Below are 15,191 nucleotides of genomic sequence, written 5' to 3'. Positions count from 1 at the left end.
GCGGCTCAAACCTGGTGGAGGCTTATGACCATGACGTCTCTGACGCTCAACAAGATTACCTCGCAACGCGGCATCTCCGTCGGCGAGGCAACCAAGAAGATTGCCGATCTCGGCTGGAATCCTTCCTACGTCCAGGAAGCGATGACGTTTCCGACGGACTACAAGATCAACAAGACGCCGCGCGACCCGATGAAGCAGGTTCTGCGGTCTTATTTTCCGATGCAGGAAGAGAAGGACAATCGTGTCTACGGCGCGCTGGATGCGGCGTTGCGCGGCGACATGTTCCGCAATGTGGAACCGCGCTGGGTCGAGTGGATGAAACTCTTCCTCGCGATCATTCCGTTCCCGGAAATTTCTGCCGCCCGCTCGATGGCGATGGTCGCCCGTATCGCGCCCGGCGAGGAGCTCAGGACCGGCTTCACCATGCAGATGATCGACGAGTTCCGTCACTCGACGATCCAGATGAACCTGAAGAAATGGTACATGGAAAACTACATCGATCCGGCCGGCTTCGACATCACCGAGGAGGCCTTCGGAAAATGCTACGCCACGACCATCGGCCGGCAGTTCGCCGAAGGCTTCATCACCGGCGATACGATGACCGCTGCCTGCATGTACCTGACCGTGGTGGCCGAAACCGCCTTCACCAACACGCTGTTCGTCGCCATGCCCTCTGAGGCCGCCCGCAATGGCGACTACGCGCTGCCGACCGTCTTTTTGTCGGTGCAATCCGACGAGAGCCGGCACATCGGCAACGGCCACTCGCTGCTGATGGCGGCGCTCAAGGAGCCGGAAAACCACCTGCTGCTCGAGCGCGACCTGCGCTACGCCTTCTGGCAGAACCACGCCATCGTCGACGCGGCCATCGGCACCTTCATCGAATATGGCACCACCAACCGCGACAAGAACAAGGAATCCTACGCGGAAATGTGGCACCGCTGGATCTACGAGGATTACTACCGCACCTACATGCTGCCGCTTGAGAAATACGGCATCAAGGTCCATCACGACGACGTCCAGGCGGCCTGGGAACGCATCACCAAGAAGAACTACGTCCACAAGGTCGGACAGTTCTTCGCGGTCGGCTGGCCGGTCAATTTCTGGCGCATCGAAGCCCAGACCGACAAGGACTTCGAATGGTTCGAGCATAAGTATCCGGGCTGGTATGCCGAGTTCGGCGACTTCTGGAAATGGTACGCCAAGCTCAGCCACAAGGGCGAGAAGGTGCTGCTGTTCAACAGCGACGTCGGCTACGTCTACCCGCACCGCTGCTGGTCCTGCCTCGTACCGTGCCTGATCCGTGAGGACATGGTTGTCGGCGAGATCGACGGCCAGTTGCACACTTTCGCCCACGAGCTCGACAAGTGGACCGCGACCGTGGCCTTCGCCGACGAGTATCAGGGGCGCCCGACGCCCGCGATGGGCCGCTTCAGCGGCAAGCGCGAGTGGGAGACGCTCTATGACGGCTGGGATCTGGCCGATGCCATCAAGGACCTGAACTTCGTCCGCTCCGACGGCAAGACGCTCGTCCCGCAGCCGCATATGCGCTTCGACGACAAGGAGATGTGGACGCTCGACGACGTACGCGGCAACACGCTCGGGTCGCCGCTCAACGCGCTGCGAGCAATGTCGTCCGCGGACCGTGAGAAGCACCTGGCGGAATACCGGGCCGGCTTCACCATCAACCCCTGCAACTGATCAGGCCAAAGGGGGGCGGGTTCGTCCCGCCCCTTCCTTTCACTGGAGGCCCCGTATGTCGGAAACCCACACGGTCAGGCTCAGCCCGGTCGGCGTCGAATTCGACGTCGACCATGGCGAAACGGTGCTCAACGCCGCTTTCCGCCAGGGCATCGCCCTGCCGCACGGCTGCAAGGAAGGGCAATGCTCCGCCTGCAAGAGCGTGTTGCTCGAAGGCGAAGTCGACATGCTCAAATACTCGACCTTCGCGCTGAACGACATGGAGAAGGAGAGCGGCCACGTGCTTTTGTGCCGCTGCATCGCCTACTCCGATCTGGAAGTCGAGCTTCTCAACTACGACGAGGAGATTTTGGCGAAAGCGATCGCCGTGAAGACGTTCAAGGGCCGGATCGCTCGGATCGAGCACCTGACCCACGACATTCGCGGCATCGAGATCGAACTCGGCTCGCCGATAAAGTTCTGGGCGGGGCAATATGTCGACATCACGGTTACCACGCAAAAAGGGGAGACGATTACGCGCTCGTTCTCCATGGCAAATACGCCGGACCAAACCCAAATACTCTGCTTCATCATTAAAAAATACCCTGAGGGAAAGTTCTCCGGAGAACTCGATTCCGGAGGAATCAAGGTTGGAGCCGAAGTCACCGTCGTCGGACCCTACGGAACCTGTTTCCGCCGGGACGACCGGCAAGGACCCCTGATCCTGGTCGGCGCCGGCTCGGGTATGTCGCCGATCTGGTCGATCCTCAACGACCACCTGAAGAGCGGCGAGAAACGTCCGGTCTATTTCTTCTACGGCGCCCGCACCCGCAACGACCTGTTCTATCTCGACAGGATCGCCGAGCTGGTCGGCAACCATTCCGACGTCACCTTCATTCCCGTGCTGTCGCACGCGGCTGACGACGCCGAATGGCAAGGCGAGCGCGGCTTCGTACACCAGAGTGTCGACGCCAAGCTCAAGCAATTGGCGGTCGACGGGCAGGGCGATGTCCATGCCTGTGGCCCGCCACCGATGATCGATGCGCTTCAGCCGGTTCTGTTCATGAACGGCTTCGAGACGGAGCGGATCTTCTTCGACAAGTTCACCACATCGACAGGTGCTGCGCCGACCCACTGAGGGGGGCGGCCACGCAGCTGCAAACACAACTGCAACAAGGGAGTGAAGACTATGCCAGCTACCTCGAGTTCAGTCGGATCCGGAGCCGCCGGCGCGGCGATCTTTGCCGACTCCGACAGCCGGAAATACCGGTATTTCGACCCGAAGGGCCAGCGCGCCACGCATTACGAAGACATGACGGTCGACGTACAGCCTGACCCGGAGCGTTACCTGATCCAGGACTGGATCATCTCCTTTGCCGACGGCAAGGGCGCTTATGTCAAGCAGAACACCGCCGCGCAGAGCTCCAACTGGCATGCCTTCCGCGCCCCCGATCAGGAGTGGGAACGCACGCATTACCAGCGCCAGTCGAAAATCGAGACGATGGTGCAGAGCGTCATTAACAATGCCCGCAAGTCGGGGGCGCCCAAGACCTTCGACACGGCCTGGGTCAAGATCCTGCAGACGCAGCTCGGCGCCTGGAAACACGCTGAATTCGGGCTCGGCACCTCGCTGATGCAGGCGCAGCGCTACGGCTACACCCAGATGATCAACAACGCGACGCTGACCAATTCGTCCTACAAGCTGCGGCTTGCCCAGGACATCACCCTCTATCTTGCCGAAATCGGCATGGACTTGCCCGGCTGGGACGACGAACTTGGCAAGAAGGCATGGCTGGAGGACGCGAACTGGCAAGGCACCCGCGAAGCGGTCGAGACCATCATGGGCGCGACCGACTATCTCGAACAGTATTTCGCCATCAACATCATCTTCGAGCCGCTGGTCGGGGAAGTATTCCGTTCAGGCTTCCTGATGCAGATCGCCGCCGCCAATCATGACTTCATCACGCCTGCAGTAATCTCGGCAGCCGAAGCCGACTATGAGCGCAATCTCGCCAACACGATCGACCTCATGTACTTGCTCGCCAATGACGAGAAGCACGGCGTGGCGAACAAGAAGCTTTTCCAGGGCTGGGTCAAGAAGCACAGCGCGCTCGCCGACAAGGCAGCCATCGGCCTTCAGCCGATCTGGTCAATGCCGCATTCCAAGCCGGTCGCGTTCGCCGATGTCCGCGCCAAATCCGAAGAGCGGATTGGCCAGATACTCGGCGAACTCGGCCTCAAGCGCTGACAAAGGGAGAAATCGTCATGTCAACTGCAGCACGCGACGCATCGCAATCCAACATCTTCAGGTCGATGAAGGACATCACCTTCGAACAGACGATTTCGCATCAGTGCGGTGTCACCATGAACGACTCCGTGGAAGCCAGGGCCATCGCTGAATTCATGGGCCAGAAGCCGGGGGTGACCATCACCTACCAGCCGGCACTGATCCGTATCGACGGTGACGGCAAGCTGATCTTCAAGATGGATGCCATCGGTGAATATCTCGGCCGCGAGATTTCGGCCGAGACCTTCGAGGTCAACACCTCCACACACTACGGCCGCATGGTCCGCGTCGACGACAACACCGTGATCCTGTTCGGCAACATGGACGAGATGTTCGAATACATCGAATAGACGCCAAAATCAGGCGCGCCGCCTGGTTGCGGCGCGGCTCCCCGATCAACGCAATCAGTGCTGAGGGAACCATGTTTATCACACCGGAAGGCAAGGAAATCTTCGTGGTCGACGGCCACACCCATTTCTGGGACGGCAGCCCCGAGAACCAGAAGAACATCCATGGCAAGCAGTTCATCGAGTGCTTCTACGCCTATCATACGGGCCTGAGCCCCAAGGAACAGCTGTGGGAGAAGAGCAAGTTTGAAAAGTACAGCGCCGACGATCTCTATCGCGACCTGTTCGTCAATGGTCCCGATGACGTGGCGATCGTGCAGTCTACCTACCTGAAGGATTTCTACAAAAACGGCTTCAACACGATCGAGCGCAATGCCGAGGTGGCCAAGCGCTATCCGGAGCGTTTCATCGTCAACGGCGCCTTCGATCCGCGCGACGGTGAGAAGGCGCTCGAGTACATCCACTTCCTCAAGGAGACCTACGACGTCAAGGGCGTGAAGATGTACACGGCCGAATGGAACGGCGCCTCCAAGGGCTGGAAGCTCACCGATCCCGATGCCTACAAATGCTTCGAACTCTGCGACAAGCTCGGCATCAGGAACATCCATGTCCACAAGGGGCCGACCATCATCCCGCTCAGCAAGGACGCTTTCGACGTGCATGACGTCGACCATGCAGCGACCGATTTCCAGAACCTCAACTGGATTGTCGAGCATTGCGGCCTGCCGCGCCTCGACGATTTCTGCTGGATCGCGACGCAGGAGACCAACGTCTATGGCGGGCTGGCGGTGGCGCTGCCGTTCATCCATTCGCGCCCGCGCTATTTCGGCGAGGTCATCGCCGAGCTGCTGTTCTGGATCGGACCGGACAAAATCCTGTTCGGTTCCGACTACGCGATCTGGACGCCGCGCTGGCTGGTCGAGAAGTTCTGGGCCTACCAGATCCCGCAGGACATCGCGGCGGAACGTGGCGTGCAGCTGACCGACGAGATCAAGGAGAAGATCCTCGGCCTCAATGCCGCGCGTCTCTACGACATCGACATCGAAGCCAAGAAGGCGGCGCTCGCCAGTTCGCCCTTCAGCGTCGCGGCGGAGTAGGGCCATGGCAACGGCCAGCGTTTCCGGCAGCCGCGAGAACGAACTCTGGCGGCGCCTTGGTGAAGTCAACGACCCGGAGCTCGATGAACCGATCACCGAGATGGGCTTCGTCGAGCGGGCCGAGATGACGGGCGATGGCAGCGTGGAGATCGATTTCCGCCTGCCGACCTACTGGTGCTCGCCCAACTTCGCGTTCCTGATGCTGGACGGCGTCCGCAAGGCGCTCGACCAGCTCTCATGGTCGCCGGCCTGTCGCGTCAAGCTGCACGACCATATGTTCGCCGAGGAGGTCAATCGCGGCATGGAGGCCGGCAAGACTTTCGGCGACATATTCGCCGAACTTGCCGAGGATCAGGATCTCGGCGCGTTGCGCGAAACCTTCACGATGAAGGCATTCAAGCGGCGCCAGGAGGCCGTGCTGCGCGGCTTTCGGCAACACGGCCTGACCGACCGGGAAATCCTCGGCATGGACCTGCCGGCATACGACGTCGCACGGTTCGAAACGGGCGAAGCGGCCAACCAGAAGCCGAGGTACCGGGCCGCCCTGCTTGAGCGCTTTCCCGACCGCCGGACCGATGCCGCTGTCTTCGTGACATGGGAAGGGCAGCCCATACCGCCCGCAACACTCAGTGCCCATCTCGCCGAATTGCGCGGTGTGCGTATCAACATGGAGTTCAACGGCGCGCTTTGCCGTGGGCTCAAACAGACCAGATACAAGCAACTGGGTGTGGTCGACGGCGAACCGACGCTGGTCGATTTCATCATGGATCGCGTGCCGGCGCTTGCTGCGCCAACCGCCTGAAGCAGAGCTGACAGCAACGGCCTCCCTCGCACGAGGCCCCTAACCAACAACCCGCCCGTAAGGCGGAAGGAGGAATCATGCCCAAGATAATGCTCCACAACTCCGACGCGCGTCGTGCTCTTGCTCGCGGCGTCTTTCGGTTGGCCGCCGCCGTCGAGCCGACGCTCGGCCCCAAAGGCATGAACGCCATGATCGACCGGCCGATCGGCACCCCGATGGTGACCCGCGACGGCGTCAGCATCGCTTCCGAGATCGAACTGCATGACCGTTTCGAAAACATGGGCGCGCAGGTCGTGCGCGAAGTGTCGATGCAGACCAACGAGGTCGCCGGCGACGGCACCACGACTGCCATCGTGCTCGCCAACGCGCTCATCCAGGGCGGCATCGAAGCCAATGAGCGCGGCGCGAAATCCGTCGACCTGTGCAAGGGTATCGACCTTGCCGTGACGGCGGTGGTGGCGGCGCTCAAGGCTTCGGCCAGGCCGGCCAAGGGCAACGGCATTCTCGCTTCGGTCGCCAACATCGCGGCCACCGATGCCAGGCTTGGCGCGCTGGTGGCGGAAGCGCATCAGCGGGTAGGGGCCGAAGGCGTCATCACCACCGACTTCAGTGTGACCACCGAAACCACGCTTGACGTGGTCGAGGGCATGTCCTTCGAACGCGGCTATCTCTCGCACCACATGGTGACCGATCAGGAGAAGATGGAGGCGGTCCTCGAACGGCCCTACATCCTGATGACCGACCTCAAGATCAAGGAGCCCGAAGCGCTGGATGCGGCGCGCCGCATTGCCGACGAGGACGGTCGGCCACTGCTGATCGTGTCCGAGGAAATGTCGCCGGAAGTGGTGGTGACGCTGCTCGGCAAGCAGGGGCCTGGAAAATACCTCGTCGTCCATCCGCCGGAATACGGCCATTGGCGCAAGGCGATGATGGAGGACCTGGCAATCATCACCGGCGGCAAGGTGATCGCCCGCGATCTCGGCGGCCGGCTGGAGGACATCACCGCCGACGATCTTGGAACGGCTGACCGGGTGAAGACCAGTTCGTCCTACACCTCGATCATTCGCGGCGGCGGCGACCATGCGGCCATCGCATCGCGCCGCGCCCAGGTGCAGCGGCAATATGAAGCCTCGCCGCCGAACATCGATCAGGACAAGCTGCGCGAACGCTTGGCCAAGCTCTCTGGCGGCACCGCGATCCTCTATGCCGGCGGTGTCACGCCGGTCGAGCAGAAGCGAACCATCCAGCTCATCGAGGATTCATTGAATGCGGTGCGCGCCGCTTCACAAGAGGGCGTGGTCGCCGGCGGCGGCTCCGCGCTCGCCCAGATCGCGCCGCTGCTCGACAAGGTGGCGGCGGGCGTCGAGGGAGATGTCGCCGAAGGCGTGCGCCTGGTGCGCTCGGTGCTGTCGAGGCCGCTCTGGCGCATCGCCGCCAATGCCGGCGCCGATCCTGAAGCAGTCGTGGCGGAAGTCACGCGCATCAATGGCGGCTACGGCTACAACGCGTCTGCCGGCAGCTACCAGAACATGTTCGAGGCCGGGATCATCGATCCGGTGCGCGTCACCTACACAGCACTCGCCAACGCCGCTTCGGTGGCAACGCTGATCCTGACCACCGAAACGCTGATTGGCCATCTCGCCGAGGACGAGGATCCGACGGCCGGACCGGCGCGCGGCGGCGGTTCTGAAAAGCTCGGCCGCGCCTGAAGAAGTCCCAACATCTCGACGTTGAAAGGATACGACGATGAAAGCTGCCAGACTTTACGAATACGACCAGCGCATGAACGTCCAGCTCAAGATCGAGGAGGTCGCGGCGCCGACGATCACCGCCCCCGACGAGGTGATCGTGCGGGTCGGTGCCGCCGGCCTCTGCCGCACCGACCTGCACATCATCGAGGGGGTTTGGAAGCCGACCATGGACCCTGAAGGTACGCTCCTGCCTTACATTATGGGCCACGAGAACGCGGGTTGGGTGGAGGAGATCGGCAGCGGCGTCAGATCGGTCAAACGCGGCGACGCCGTGATCTGTCATCCCTTCCGCTCGTGCGGCATCTGCCTCAACTGCCGACACGGCGAGGATATGTACTGCGACAACGGCCAGTTTCCCGGGCTTGGCATGAATGGCGGCTTCGCCGAATATTTCATCACCGGGGAGCGCTCGCTGATCAAGCTGAACGCCAATGTCACGCCGATCGAAGTGGCGCCGCTGGCCGACGCCGGCATCACCGCCTACCGCGCCGCCAAGCGGGCGGCCAAGCTGTTGAGGCCAGGAAGTTACTGCGTCCTGCTCGGCATAGGCGGGCTTGGCCATATCGCGCTGCAATCGCTGCACGCGATCTCGGGCTGCCGCATCATCGCCGTCGATCGCGAGCCGGCGGCGCGGCTGCTCGCCAAGGATCTCGGCGCCGACTTCGTTCTCGATGGCGGGCCGAATGTCGTCGAGGAGGTCAGCCAGATCACCGGCGGCGGCGCTCATGTGGTCATCGATTTCGTCGGCGAACTCGGTGTCGAGAACATCTGCTGGAAGATGGTGCGCAAAGGCGGCCAATTGTTCGTCGTCGGCTATGGCGGCACCGTCAACGTGCCGACCGCGCATCTGGTCATCGAGGAGATCAACATCGGCGGCAGCCTGGTCGGCAATTTCACCGAACTTGTCGAACTGATGGAGCTGAACGCCGACGGCAAGGTGAAGATGCACTACACCGAATACAATCTCGCCAACATCAATACCGCGCTCGACGACTTCAAGAACCGGCGGTTCACCGGCCGTGGCGTCATCGTACCATAAGATGGTCCAGACCCGCTGCGGGCGAGCTCGCGCCGGACGCCAGAAGTCCTCCCACCCATGGCGCAAATGCCATGGGTTTCGTTGCTGTCAGGAAAAACGACGGCGGATGCCGTACTGGTCGAGTTTGCGATAGAGCGTCGGCCGCGAGATGCCGAGCCGTCGTGCGACCCGGCTGAGATTGCCGCCTTCGGCTTCCAATGCGCTTTTCATCGCCTGGCGCTCCGCCTCAACGAGTGTGCCTGAAGGAATTTCCGGTGAGATGGCGGTATCGCTGTGCGAAATGGCGTCCGATTCAGAGCTGGGCGCGGTGATCTCCTCGGGAAGGTCATGAAATCCGATATTGCGGCCGCGCGCCAGAACATACAGCCGGCCGATGAGATTCTTCAGTTCGCGCACATTGCCCGGCCACCGGTAAGCAAGCAGCGCGTCCAGCGCTTCGTGCGAGAATTCCAGCGGCTCCCCGTCAGCCGCGGCCGCAATCTGCCGGTTGAAATGTTCGGTCAGCAAAAGCACGTCCTCGCCGCGCTCGCGCAGCGGTGGCACCGTGATCGCGACGGCGCCAATTCGATAGTAGAGGTCGCGGCGGAAGCGACCGGCAGCAACCTCCTGCTTGAGGTCGCGATTGGTCGAGGCGACCAGTCGCACGTCGACAGGTCGCCCGCGGCTGTCGCCGATCCGGTGGACCACGCGCTCTTCCAGGACACGCAGCAGAAACGGCTGGATCTCGAGTGGCAATTCACCAATCTCGTCGAGACTGAGCACGCCACCGCTGGCCAGCTCGAAAACGCCCGGCTTGCCTTCACGCGAGGCGCCCGTAAATGCGCCGGCGACATGGCCGAACAATTCGCTGCCAAACAGGTCCCTGGTGATCGCTCCGCAATTCATCGCAATGAACGGGTCATTCGCCGTGCGTCGGCTGCCGGCATGAACAAGCCGCGCAAACAGCTCTTTCCCGACACCCGTCTCGCCTTCGACCAACAGCGATGCGACGCTGTTCGACCGTGCGACACGGCAAGCCACGTCGACGGCGGCCAGCAACGCCTCGCTTTCGCCAACGATCATGGCGACAGTATCCCGAAGATGCCTGTCTGCTTGCCCGTGGACCACCGTCATGCTGGAGACTGCTGGCGCCGATGGGAACACCAGCGCCGCGCCGCGGAGATCGCCGTCCAGCTTGAGCGGTGTGATGTGGCAGGATCGCAGATGGGCCGGAAGCGCCCTGGCCAGATCTCCTTCGTCCCCAGACGAAGGAAGGTTCATCAGCCAGCGGCCACGGCCCGGCTCCATCGGCCCGTCCATCATCTCAGTCGTGTCGCCATCGGGGACATTGTTGCAGAAGATGGCACGGCCGCGATGGTCGACGATCACCAGCCCGTCTTTTCGACGGTAGCTGGGGGCAGACGAAATGAAGGCTTCGAGCAGGCGCGTGCGCTGTTCCTGCTGCTGTTCGGCCAATGCCTTCTCGATCTGCCGAGCTGTGGCGGCGACAAGCGCGGTGTTGTGCGGCCGGAAGATCGGCGAATAGCCGGACAGGTCGACGACGCCGATGATCCTGCCGTCCAGGGGATCGCGGATCGGCGCGCCGGCGCAAGTCCAGGATTTGATGCCGGCGCAGAAATGCTCGGCCGCATGGACAAAAGTAGGCTCGCCGGTCCACAGCGCCGTACCGATGCCATTGGTTCCGACGGCATCCTCGTTCCATTTGCCGCCGATGGCCAGGTGGATATCCATGCCGTTATGCAAGGTCTTCTTGTCGCCGATGGCGTCGATCAGTACGCCGTCGCTGTCGGCCAGAACCAGCATCGCGCCTGTCCCGTCCAGCAACTGGCCAAGCGAGGCGAAGGATCGCCGCGCCGCCGAGAGCAATTCGGCATTGGCCCGCGTCAGATATTCGATCTCATCGCGATCACTGCTGAGCGGCGCTTCGATACCCTCAGCGTTGATGCCGCCCGTGGCGCTGCGGTACCAGGAATCATGAATGAGAGAGCGGACGGGGCTTGGCTGGATGGGATCGCGAGCACATTTGGGCTCGTCGGCCAAAAAATTTTCCCAAGCGCGCATGGTGGCGCGCTCATCATAGTCGATGTTGCCTAAAACCATGTGCCCAGCGGCTGGCGACGCACGCGCCGAAAGAGCATCGATCTTCATCTGATTGGGGCCTATCTCGCGTTTCATCCCGTCATCACAGAACCTTTGAGGTATGCCAATGCTGTATGCTGTTTATTCGAATGCCATCGCGGATTGGACGTGCACGTGCGAGCGTCTGCTCGTCACTTGATGCCGAGTTTCGCCCCGATGTCGCAGGCAAGCTGTTCTTCGGTATAGGTGACGGTGAGGCGGGACCCGTCCAGGTCGGCGAGCGCCTCGCCGATTGTTTCGTCGACCGGCGAGAAGAAGCCGTTCTGCTTCGTCGCCAGGACGAAGATCTGGTCCTCGCCTCGATAGCGGATGTCGCCGATATGGTGAAGCTGGCGGCCGGTGTTCTGGTCCTTTGAAATCACCCGGCCGTTCATGGTGACCTGGATGGATGGCTTGGCGTCGGCCGCAGGCGCCGTGCTGCCGCCAACATGGATGATGAGGCCTTCCGCCTTCGGTTGCTGGCGTGGCTTCCTGGAAGCCGAATAACCGCCGCCGCTGATCTGGTCGGCAAGGCGAACGATGGTCGAGCGGTTCTGCTCGATCAGTCTTTTGACCTGTAGGTCCTCGCGCCGCGGGCCATCCCGCTTGGAGATGATTTCGACCATGAATCCTCCCAGATTCGCTCACCGTTGCCGTTGATACGGCTCATTCTTCTTCTTGTAAGGCGAAGCCTACACCGCCTCAGTCAAATCCGCCATTCCATATTGGATAGCGCCAAAGGTCGTGCCGTTGGTAGCAGGTGACTGCTACAGGGTGCCGTCTCCGCCCATGAAATCCCGTAACCAGACCAGGCAGTTCTGCCTGCAGACGGCACACGCATCGCTCCATCCAGCGGGACGCGCTGCAGAGTTCATAAAAGGGAGCGCGTTTTTCGATGCCGAGATCGGCGCACGCTACGAAAGCCGGAACCGGATCGGCTTCGTGTCCGGCTTTGTCACTCTTGGCGATAGCGGCTTGCAGCTCGAATTGATGCAAGGTCGCTAGGTCGAGACGTCTGCAGACCGCGAGGATGTCGGATGGGCGCATATCGCGTTGTCGGTCGGTGGCAAGCAAGCGGTCGAAGCGGCGGCGCGACCCTTCGAACTTGCCGGGCTGCTCGTTTTGGCACCACGTACGACCGGCGACGGTTACTACAAGGCCGTAGCCAACACGCCCGAAGGCATCCTGATCGAGATCGTTGCTTGACAGTCAAGCTCGACGTCTCCCTCTCATTTTTCCTCTCAAGCGGTTAGACGCTGTATCGAAGCGGCGGAACCCGGCGCGGGCGGCTCGGATGATCTCTCCTACTTGCTACGGGCTTCCGCCAGATGCGCGCCGGGGATCTGCAGGCGACCAGCACGGATGGAGATGACACCTTCCGCCAGGCTGCAGGCAGCATTCCGCACCTCCTCGATGACGGCCGGGTCCTGGTCGAGTTCCTGGTGGCTCGTAGCGTAGGGCTTCCAATAGCCGATGTAGCGGTCGAGCTCCGCCTGAGGTCCAGCGGGCGTCAGTCGCATGAAGCGCAACCAGTCCGACAATGATCGCCGAACATTCTCAGCGCCCTCGACGTCGCCGTGGACAACGACAGAGAACAACCTACCTGCGAGGTGGCGTGGATAGTCCCACCCGTCGAGCTCGACCTGCTTGGCGCGCGCAGCGTCTTTGCCGTGCGTGAGCGTCGGATCGGGGTTGCCGCCGTCGGCGCAGACCAGTCGGTCCATCATCAGCTTTACCGGGGAGCTTGTCGCGTACCAGTTCACCGGCGTGATAATCATGATGCCGGCGGCTTCGACCCACATCGGATAGATGTCATTCATCCAATCCTGGATCTGTCCCAGAGAGTGGTTGGGGTAGCAGGAACAGGGCCAGTGGCAGAGTGGCGCCGCAGTCGAAAAGCAAGCCTTGCACGGATGGATATGCCGGCCGAACTCCGACGTCACCCGAGACAGGTCAAGAATCGTCGCGTCCAGTCCGAAGTTCTTGTTGATGGCATCCACCGCTTCCTCGGCAAGGCGAAAACTCTTGGACATCTCGCCGGGGCAGGTATGTTCGCTGCGTGATGAGCCGTTGATGATCAAGATCGAGGGCGGCCTGGCAGAATCTTCGTATCGGGCCTGGGCTGCGCAAATAGCCTCGCGAGCGGCAAGCCACTCGACCGACAGTTCATACGTCGGGTCGTGGAATCCGTCGCCGGCCTTCCTGGTCACCGGGGCCTTTCGAGAATTCGAATATGCGTCCCAGGCGACTGAGGTGATCCGATCGATTTCCCCAGTCAGGGACGAAAAAGCGGGATCGAAGAAATGCTGCCGATACCGGCGCTTGAATTCCGCCTCGTCAAGGCGCGGACTTGGCATGCCCTTGCGGGGTGCAGGAGCTTTCCGCGCGTTCCCGTTGCCGTTCCTCATGAATACCTCCGAGATACGGGGAGATAACGCGGGATGATCGGGCGAAGTTGCCAGCAAGCGAGCCGCCGTTATCAAATGCCGCAACATAGTGACCCGCATCCGCACAGCGCGGCTTGGGAATCCCAGGCCATTTGACAAGCCCCCTGGCCGCGCCACCGCCATGCACAGGCTAATCGAAACGCCAAGCTCAGCGACGTCGCCCCGAAATCCTGACTCGCCGACGTCCTGACCCGACTTACCGACATCCGGCCAGGGTGACTCACGCCATTTGCCGCAGGGCACCCAAGCACTTAAGATTGACGCATGAAACAACCCCATGCAAGCGACGGGTAGGTGGGGACAAAAACATTGAAAAACATTGGAACAGATTTGAATGCTTCGCTGTCCCACCGATTTCAAACTGGCTAATTTTTCTGACTTTTCAAACATCCTCCAGGCCCGCGGATGTAGCAGAGCCGAGACACGTCCTCATATTTGACGACATCCCCCACGAGTTTCGCGCCGCGCTTGCCGAGCCTTTCAAGCGTGTCGTCGAGGTCGTCCACGGCGAACATGACGCGGAGGTAGCCCAAGGCGTTGACCGGGGCGTCGCGGTGATCCGCGACGACCGACGGCCTGAGAAAGCGGGAAAACTCTAATCGGCTGTGGCCGTCCGGGGTGCGCATCATGGCAATCTCCACGTGCTGATCGCCGAGGGCGGTGACACGTCCGGCCCATTCTCCCTCGATCGTGGCCCGTCCTTCGAGTTCGAGCCCGAGCTCAACAAAGAATTCAACCGTCGCATCGAGGTCGTCGACGACGATTCCCATGTTGTCCATCCGTTTGAGCGCCATGTGTCGTCTCCAAGGTCCAGTGAGTCGACGGCTAGCATACCCAGCCAGCCTCCCAGCGGCATCTATTGCTCTTGCATGTCAGAAAAACATGCCCTATTTTCTGACATATGAAAACAGCTACGACATCGGTTCCCGATCGGATCATGCGACGTGCCCGCGCGGCAGGGCGCGGCGGTGTCTTCACGCCCACCGACTTTCTCGATGTAGCGGCGCGCCCTGCAGTCGATCAGGCCCTTTCCCGTCTGGTCAAGAGCGGGAAGCTGCGCCGTCTGACGCGAGGCCTTTACGACTATCCGAAGGTTCATTCGAAGCTGGGGCCGCTTTCACCCGCCCCAGACGATGTTGCCCGTGCGCTGGCGCGGGAGACCGGCTCGCAGGCGCAGATTGCCGGCGCCCACGCCGCCAATGCTCTTGGTCTCTCGATGCAGGTTCCCGCAAGGAGCCTCTACCTGACAGACGGTCCTTCGCGCCGGATCGTGCTGGGCAAGCGCGTAGTCGATCTGCGCCACGCTTCCCCCAAGCACCTGATCGCGCCGGGCAGTCCTGCCGGAACGGTTGTCCAGGCCCTCCGCCACGTCGGCCTCGTGCGGGCCGCGGACGTGGCCCAGATTGCCACGCGCCGGCTGTCGGCCAGCGACAAGAGGGTACTCGCCTCCAATGCCATCCAGGCGCCCGCCTGGATGCGCCCGACGTTGATCTCGATCGGCACCTCAGCCGCGGACGCAGTGGATGGATAAAGTCGCGCTTCTTCCGCCGAGCGACCGGGCAGCGCTCTTCGGCGAGACCGGCGCTGGCCGCGGCGTCGCCGACACGATCATCGAGAAAGACTTCT

The 15,191-nt window shown here is 61.8% G+C and carries 14 protein-coding genes; 10 read left to right on the top strand and 4 right to left on the bottom strand.

Translation table 11 applies throughout. From position 1 onward, the window contains the following. Window positions 1-24 precede the first annotated feature (24 nt). From AC0NID_RS29440 to AC0NID_RS29405, 8 genes are all read left to right on the top strand, one after another. On the top strand, window positions 25-1,698 hold the full coding sequence (locus AC0NID_RS29440) for an aromatic/alkene/methane monooxygenase hydroxylase/oxygenase subunit alpha (protein ID WP_473457066.1): 1,674 nt from the start codon (window positions 25-27) through the stop codon (window positions 1,696-1,698). Between the two features lie 55 nt (window positions 1,699-1,753). Next, entirely contained in the window at window positions 1,754-2,815 is a 1,062-nt protein-coding gene (locus AC0NID_RS29435) for a 2Fe-2S iron-sulfur cluster-binding protein (protein WP_473457067.1), read from the top strand. Between the two features lie 51 nt (window positions 2,816-2,866). Continuing rightward, a complete protein-coding gene (locus AC0NID_RS29430; protein ID WP_473457069.1) occupies window positions 2,867-3,925 on the top strand; it encodes an aromatic/alkene monooxygenase hydroxylase subunit beta in 1,059 nt (352 codons plus the stop codon). 17 nt (window positions 3,926-3,942) lie between these two features. Further along, entirely contained in the window at window positions 3,943-4,314 is a 372-nt protein-coding gene (locus AC0NID_RS29425; RefSeq protein WP_126039946.1) for an MmoB/DmpM family protein, read from the top strand. A gap of 71 nt (window positions 4,315-4,385) precedes the next feature. Then, window positions 4,386-5,408, top strand: coding sequence for an amidohydrolase family protein (locus AC0NID_RS29420; protein ID WP_473457071.1), 1,023 nt, complete (start codon window positions 4,386-4,388; stop codon window positions 5,406-5,408). Window positions 5,409-5,412: 4 nt separating this feature from the next. Beyond that, window positions 5,413-6,210 carry an iron-sulfur cluster assembly protein gene (locus AC0NID_RS29415; protein WP_473457072.1) on the top strand — a complete coding sequence of 266 codons (798 nt, stop codon included), beginning with the start codon at window positions 5,413-5,415 and terminating at the stop codon, window positions 6,208-6,210. A gap of 77 nt (window positions 6,211-6,287) precedes the next feature. Next, the gene (groEL, locus tag AC0NID_RS29410) at window positions 6,288-7,919 is read left to right on the top strand and encodes a chaperonin GroEL (protein ID WP_473457074.1); all 1,632 of its coding nucleotides are present in this window, start codon (window positions 6,288-6,290) and stop codon (window positions 7,917-7,919) included. A gap of 37 nt (window positions 7,920-7,956) precedes the next feature. After that, the gene (locus AC0NID_RS29405) at window positions 7,957-9,000 is read left to right on the top strand and encodes an NAD(P)-dependent alcohol dehydrogenase (RefSeq protein ID WP_473457076.1); all 1,044 of its coding nucleotides are present in this window, start codon (window positions 7,957-7,959) and stop codon (window positions 8,998-9,000) included. 87 nt (window positions 9,001-9,087) lie between these two features. Here AC0NID_RS29405 and AC0NID_RS29400 read toward each other — a convergent pair whose 3' ends face one another. Beyond that, window positions 9,088-11,175: a sigma-54-dependent Fis family transcriptional regulator gene (locus AC0NID_RS29400; protein WP_473457077.1), complete on the bottom strand. Its 2,088-nt coding sequence runs from the start codon at window positions 11,173-11,175 to the stop codon at window positions 9,088-9,090. A gap of 95 nt (window positions 11,176-11,270) precedes the next feature. Next, window positions 11,271-11,744 carry a hypothetical protein gene (locus AC0NID_RS29395; protein ID WP_473457078.1) on the bottom strand — a complete coding sequence of 158 codons (474 nt, stop codon included), beginning with the start codon at window positions 11,742-11,744 and terminating at the stop codon, window positions 11,271-11,273. 427 nt (window positions 11,745-12,171) lie between these two features. Here AC0NID_RS29395 and AC0NID_RS29390 point away from each other — a divergent pair, with 427 nt between their 5' ends. After that, window positions 12,172-12,324: a VOC family protein gene (locus tag AC0NID_RS29390; protein WP_473457079.1), complete on the top strand. Its 153-nt coding sequence runs from the start codon at window positions 12,172-12,174 to the stop codon at window positions 12,322-12,324. A 98-nt stretch (window positions 12,325-12,422) separates the two neighbouring features. On the opposite strand, the gene AC0NID_RS29385 is transcribed toward AC0NID_RS29390, so the two are convergent. Together AC0NID_RS29385 and AC0NID_RS29380 are read right to left on the bottom strand one after the other, a co-directional pair. Beyond that, the gene (locus AC0NID_RS29385; protein WP_473457092.1) at window positions 12,423-13,475 is read right to left on the bottom strand and encodes a flavodoxin family protein; all 1,053 of its coding nucleotides are present in this window, start codon (window positions 13,473-13,475) and stop codon (window positions 12,423-12,425) included. 455 nt (window positions 13,476-13,930) lie between these two features. Further along, window positions 13,931-14,359, bottom strand: a complete 429-nt coding sequence (locus AC0NID_RS29380) for a VOC family protein (protein ID WP_473522314.1) — start codon at window positions 14,357-14,359, stop codon at window positions 13,931-13,933. 143 nt (window positions 14,360-14,502) lie between these two features. Here AC0NID_RS29380 and AC0NID_RS29375 point away from each other — a divergent pair, with 143 nt between their 5' ends. Next, window positions 14,503-15,096, top strand: a complete 594-nt coding sequence (locus AC0NID_RS29375) for a DUF6088 family protein (RefSeq protein WP_473457082.1) — start codon at window positions 14,503-14,505, stop codon at window positions 15,094-15,096. Window positions 15,097-15,191: the final 95 nt, after the last annotated feature.

This window comes from Mesorhizobium sp. WSM4821 (assembly GCF_055901555.1).
The sequence above is the reverse complement of the archived record's forward strand: the minus strand, read 5'-3'. Positions and strand labels throughout refer to the sequence as shown.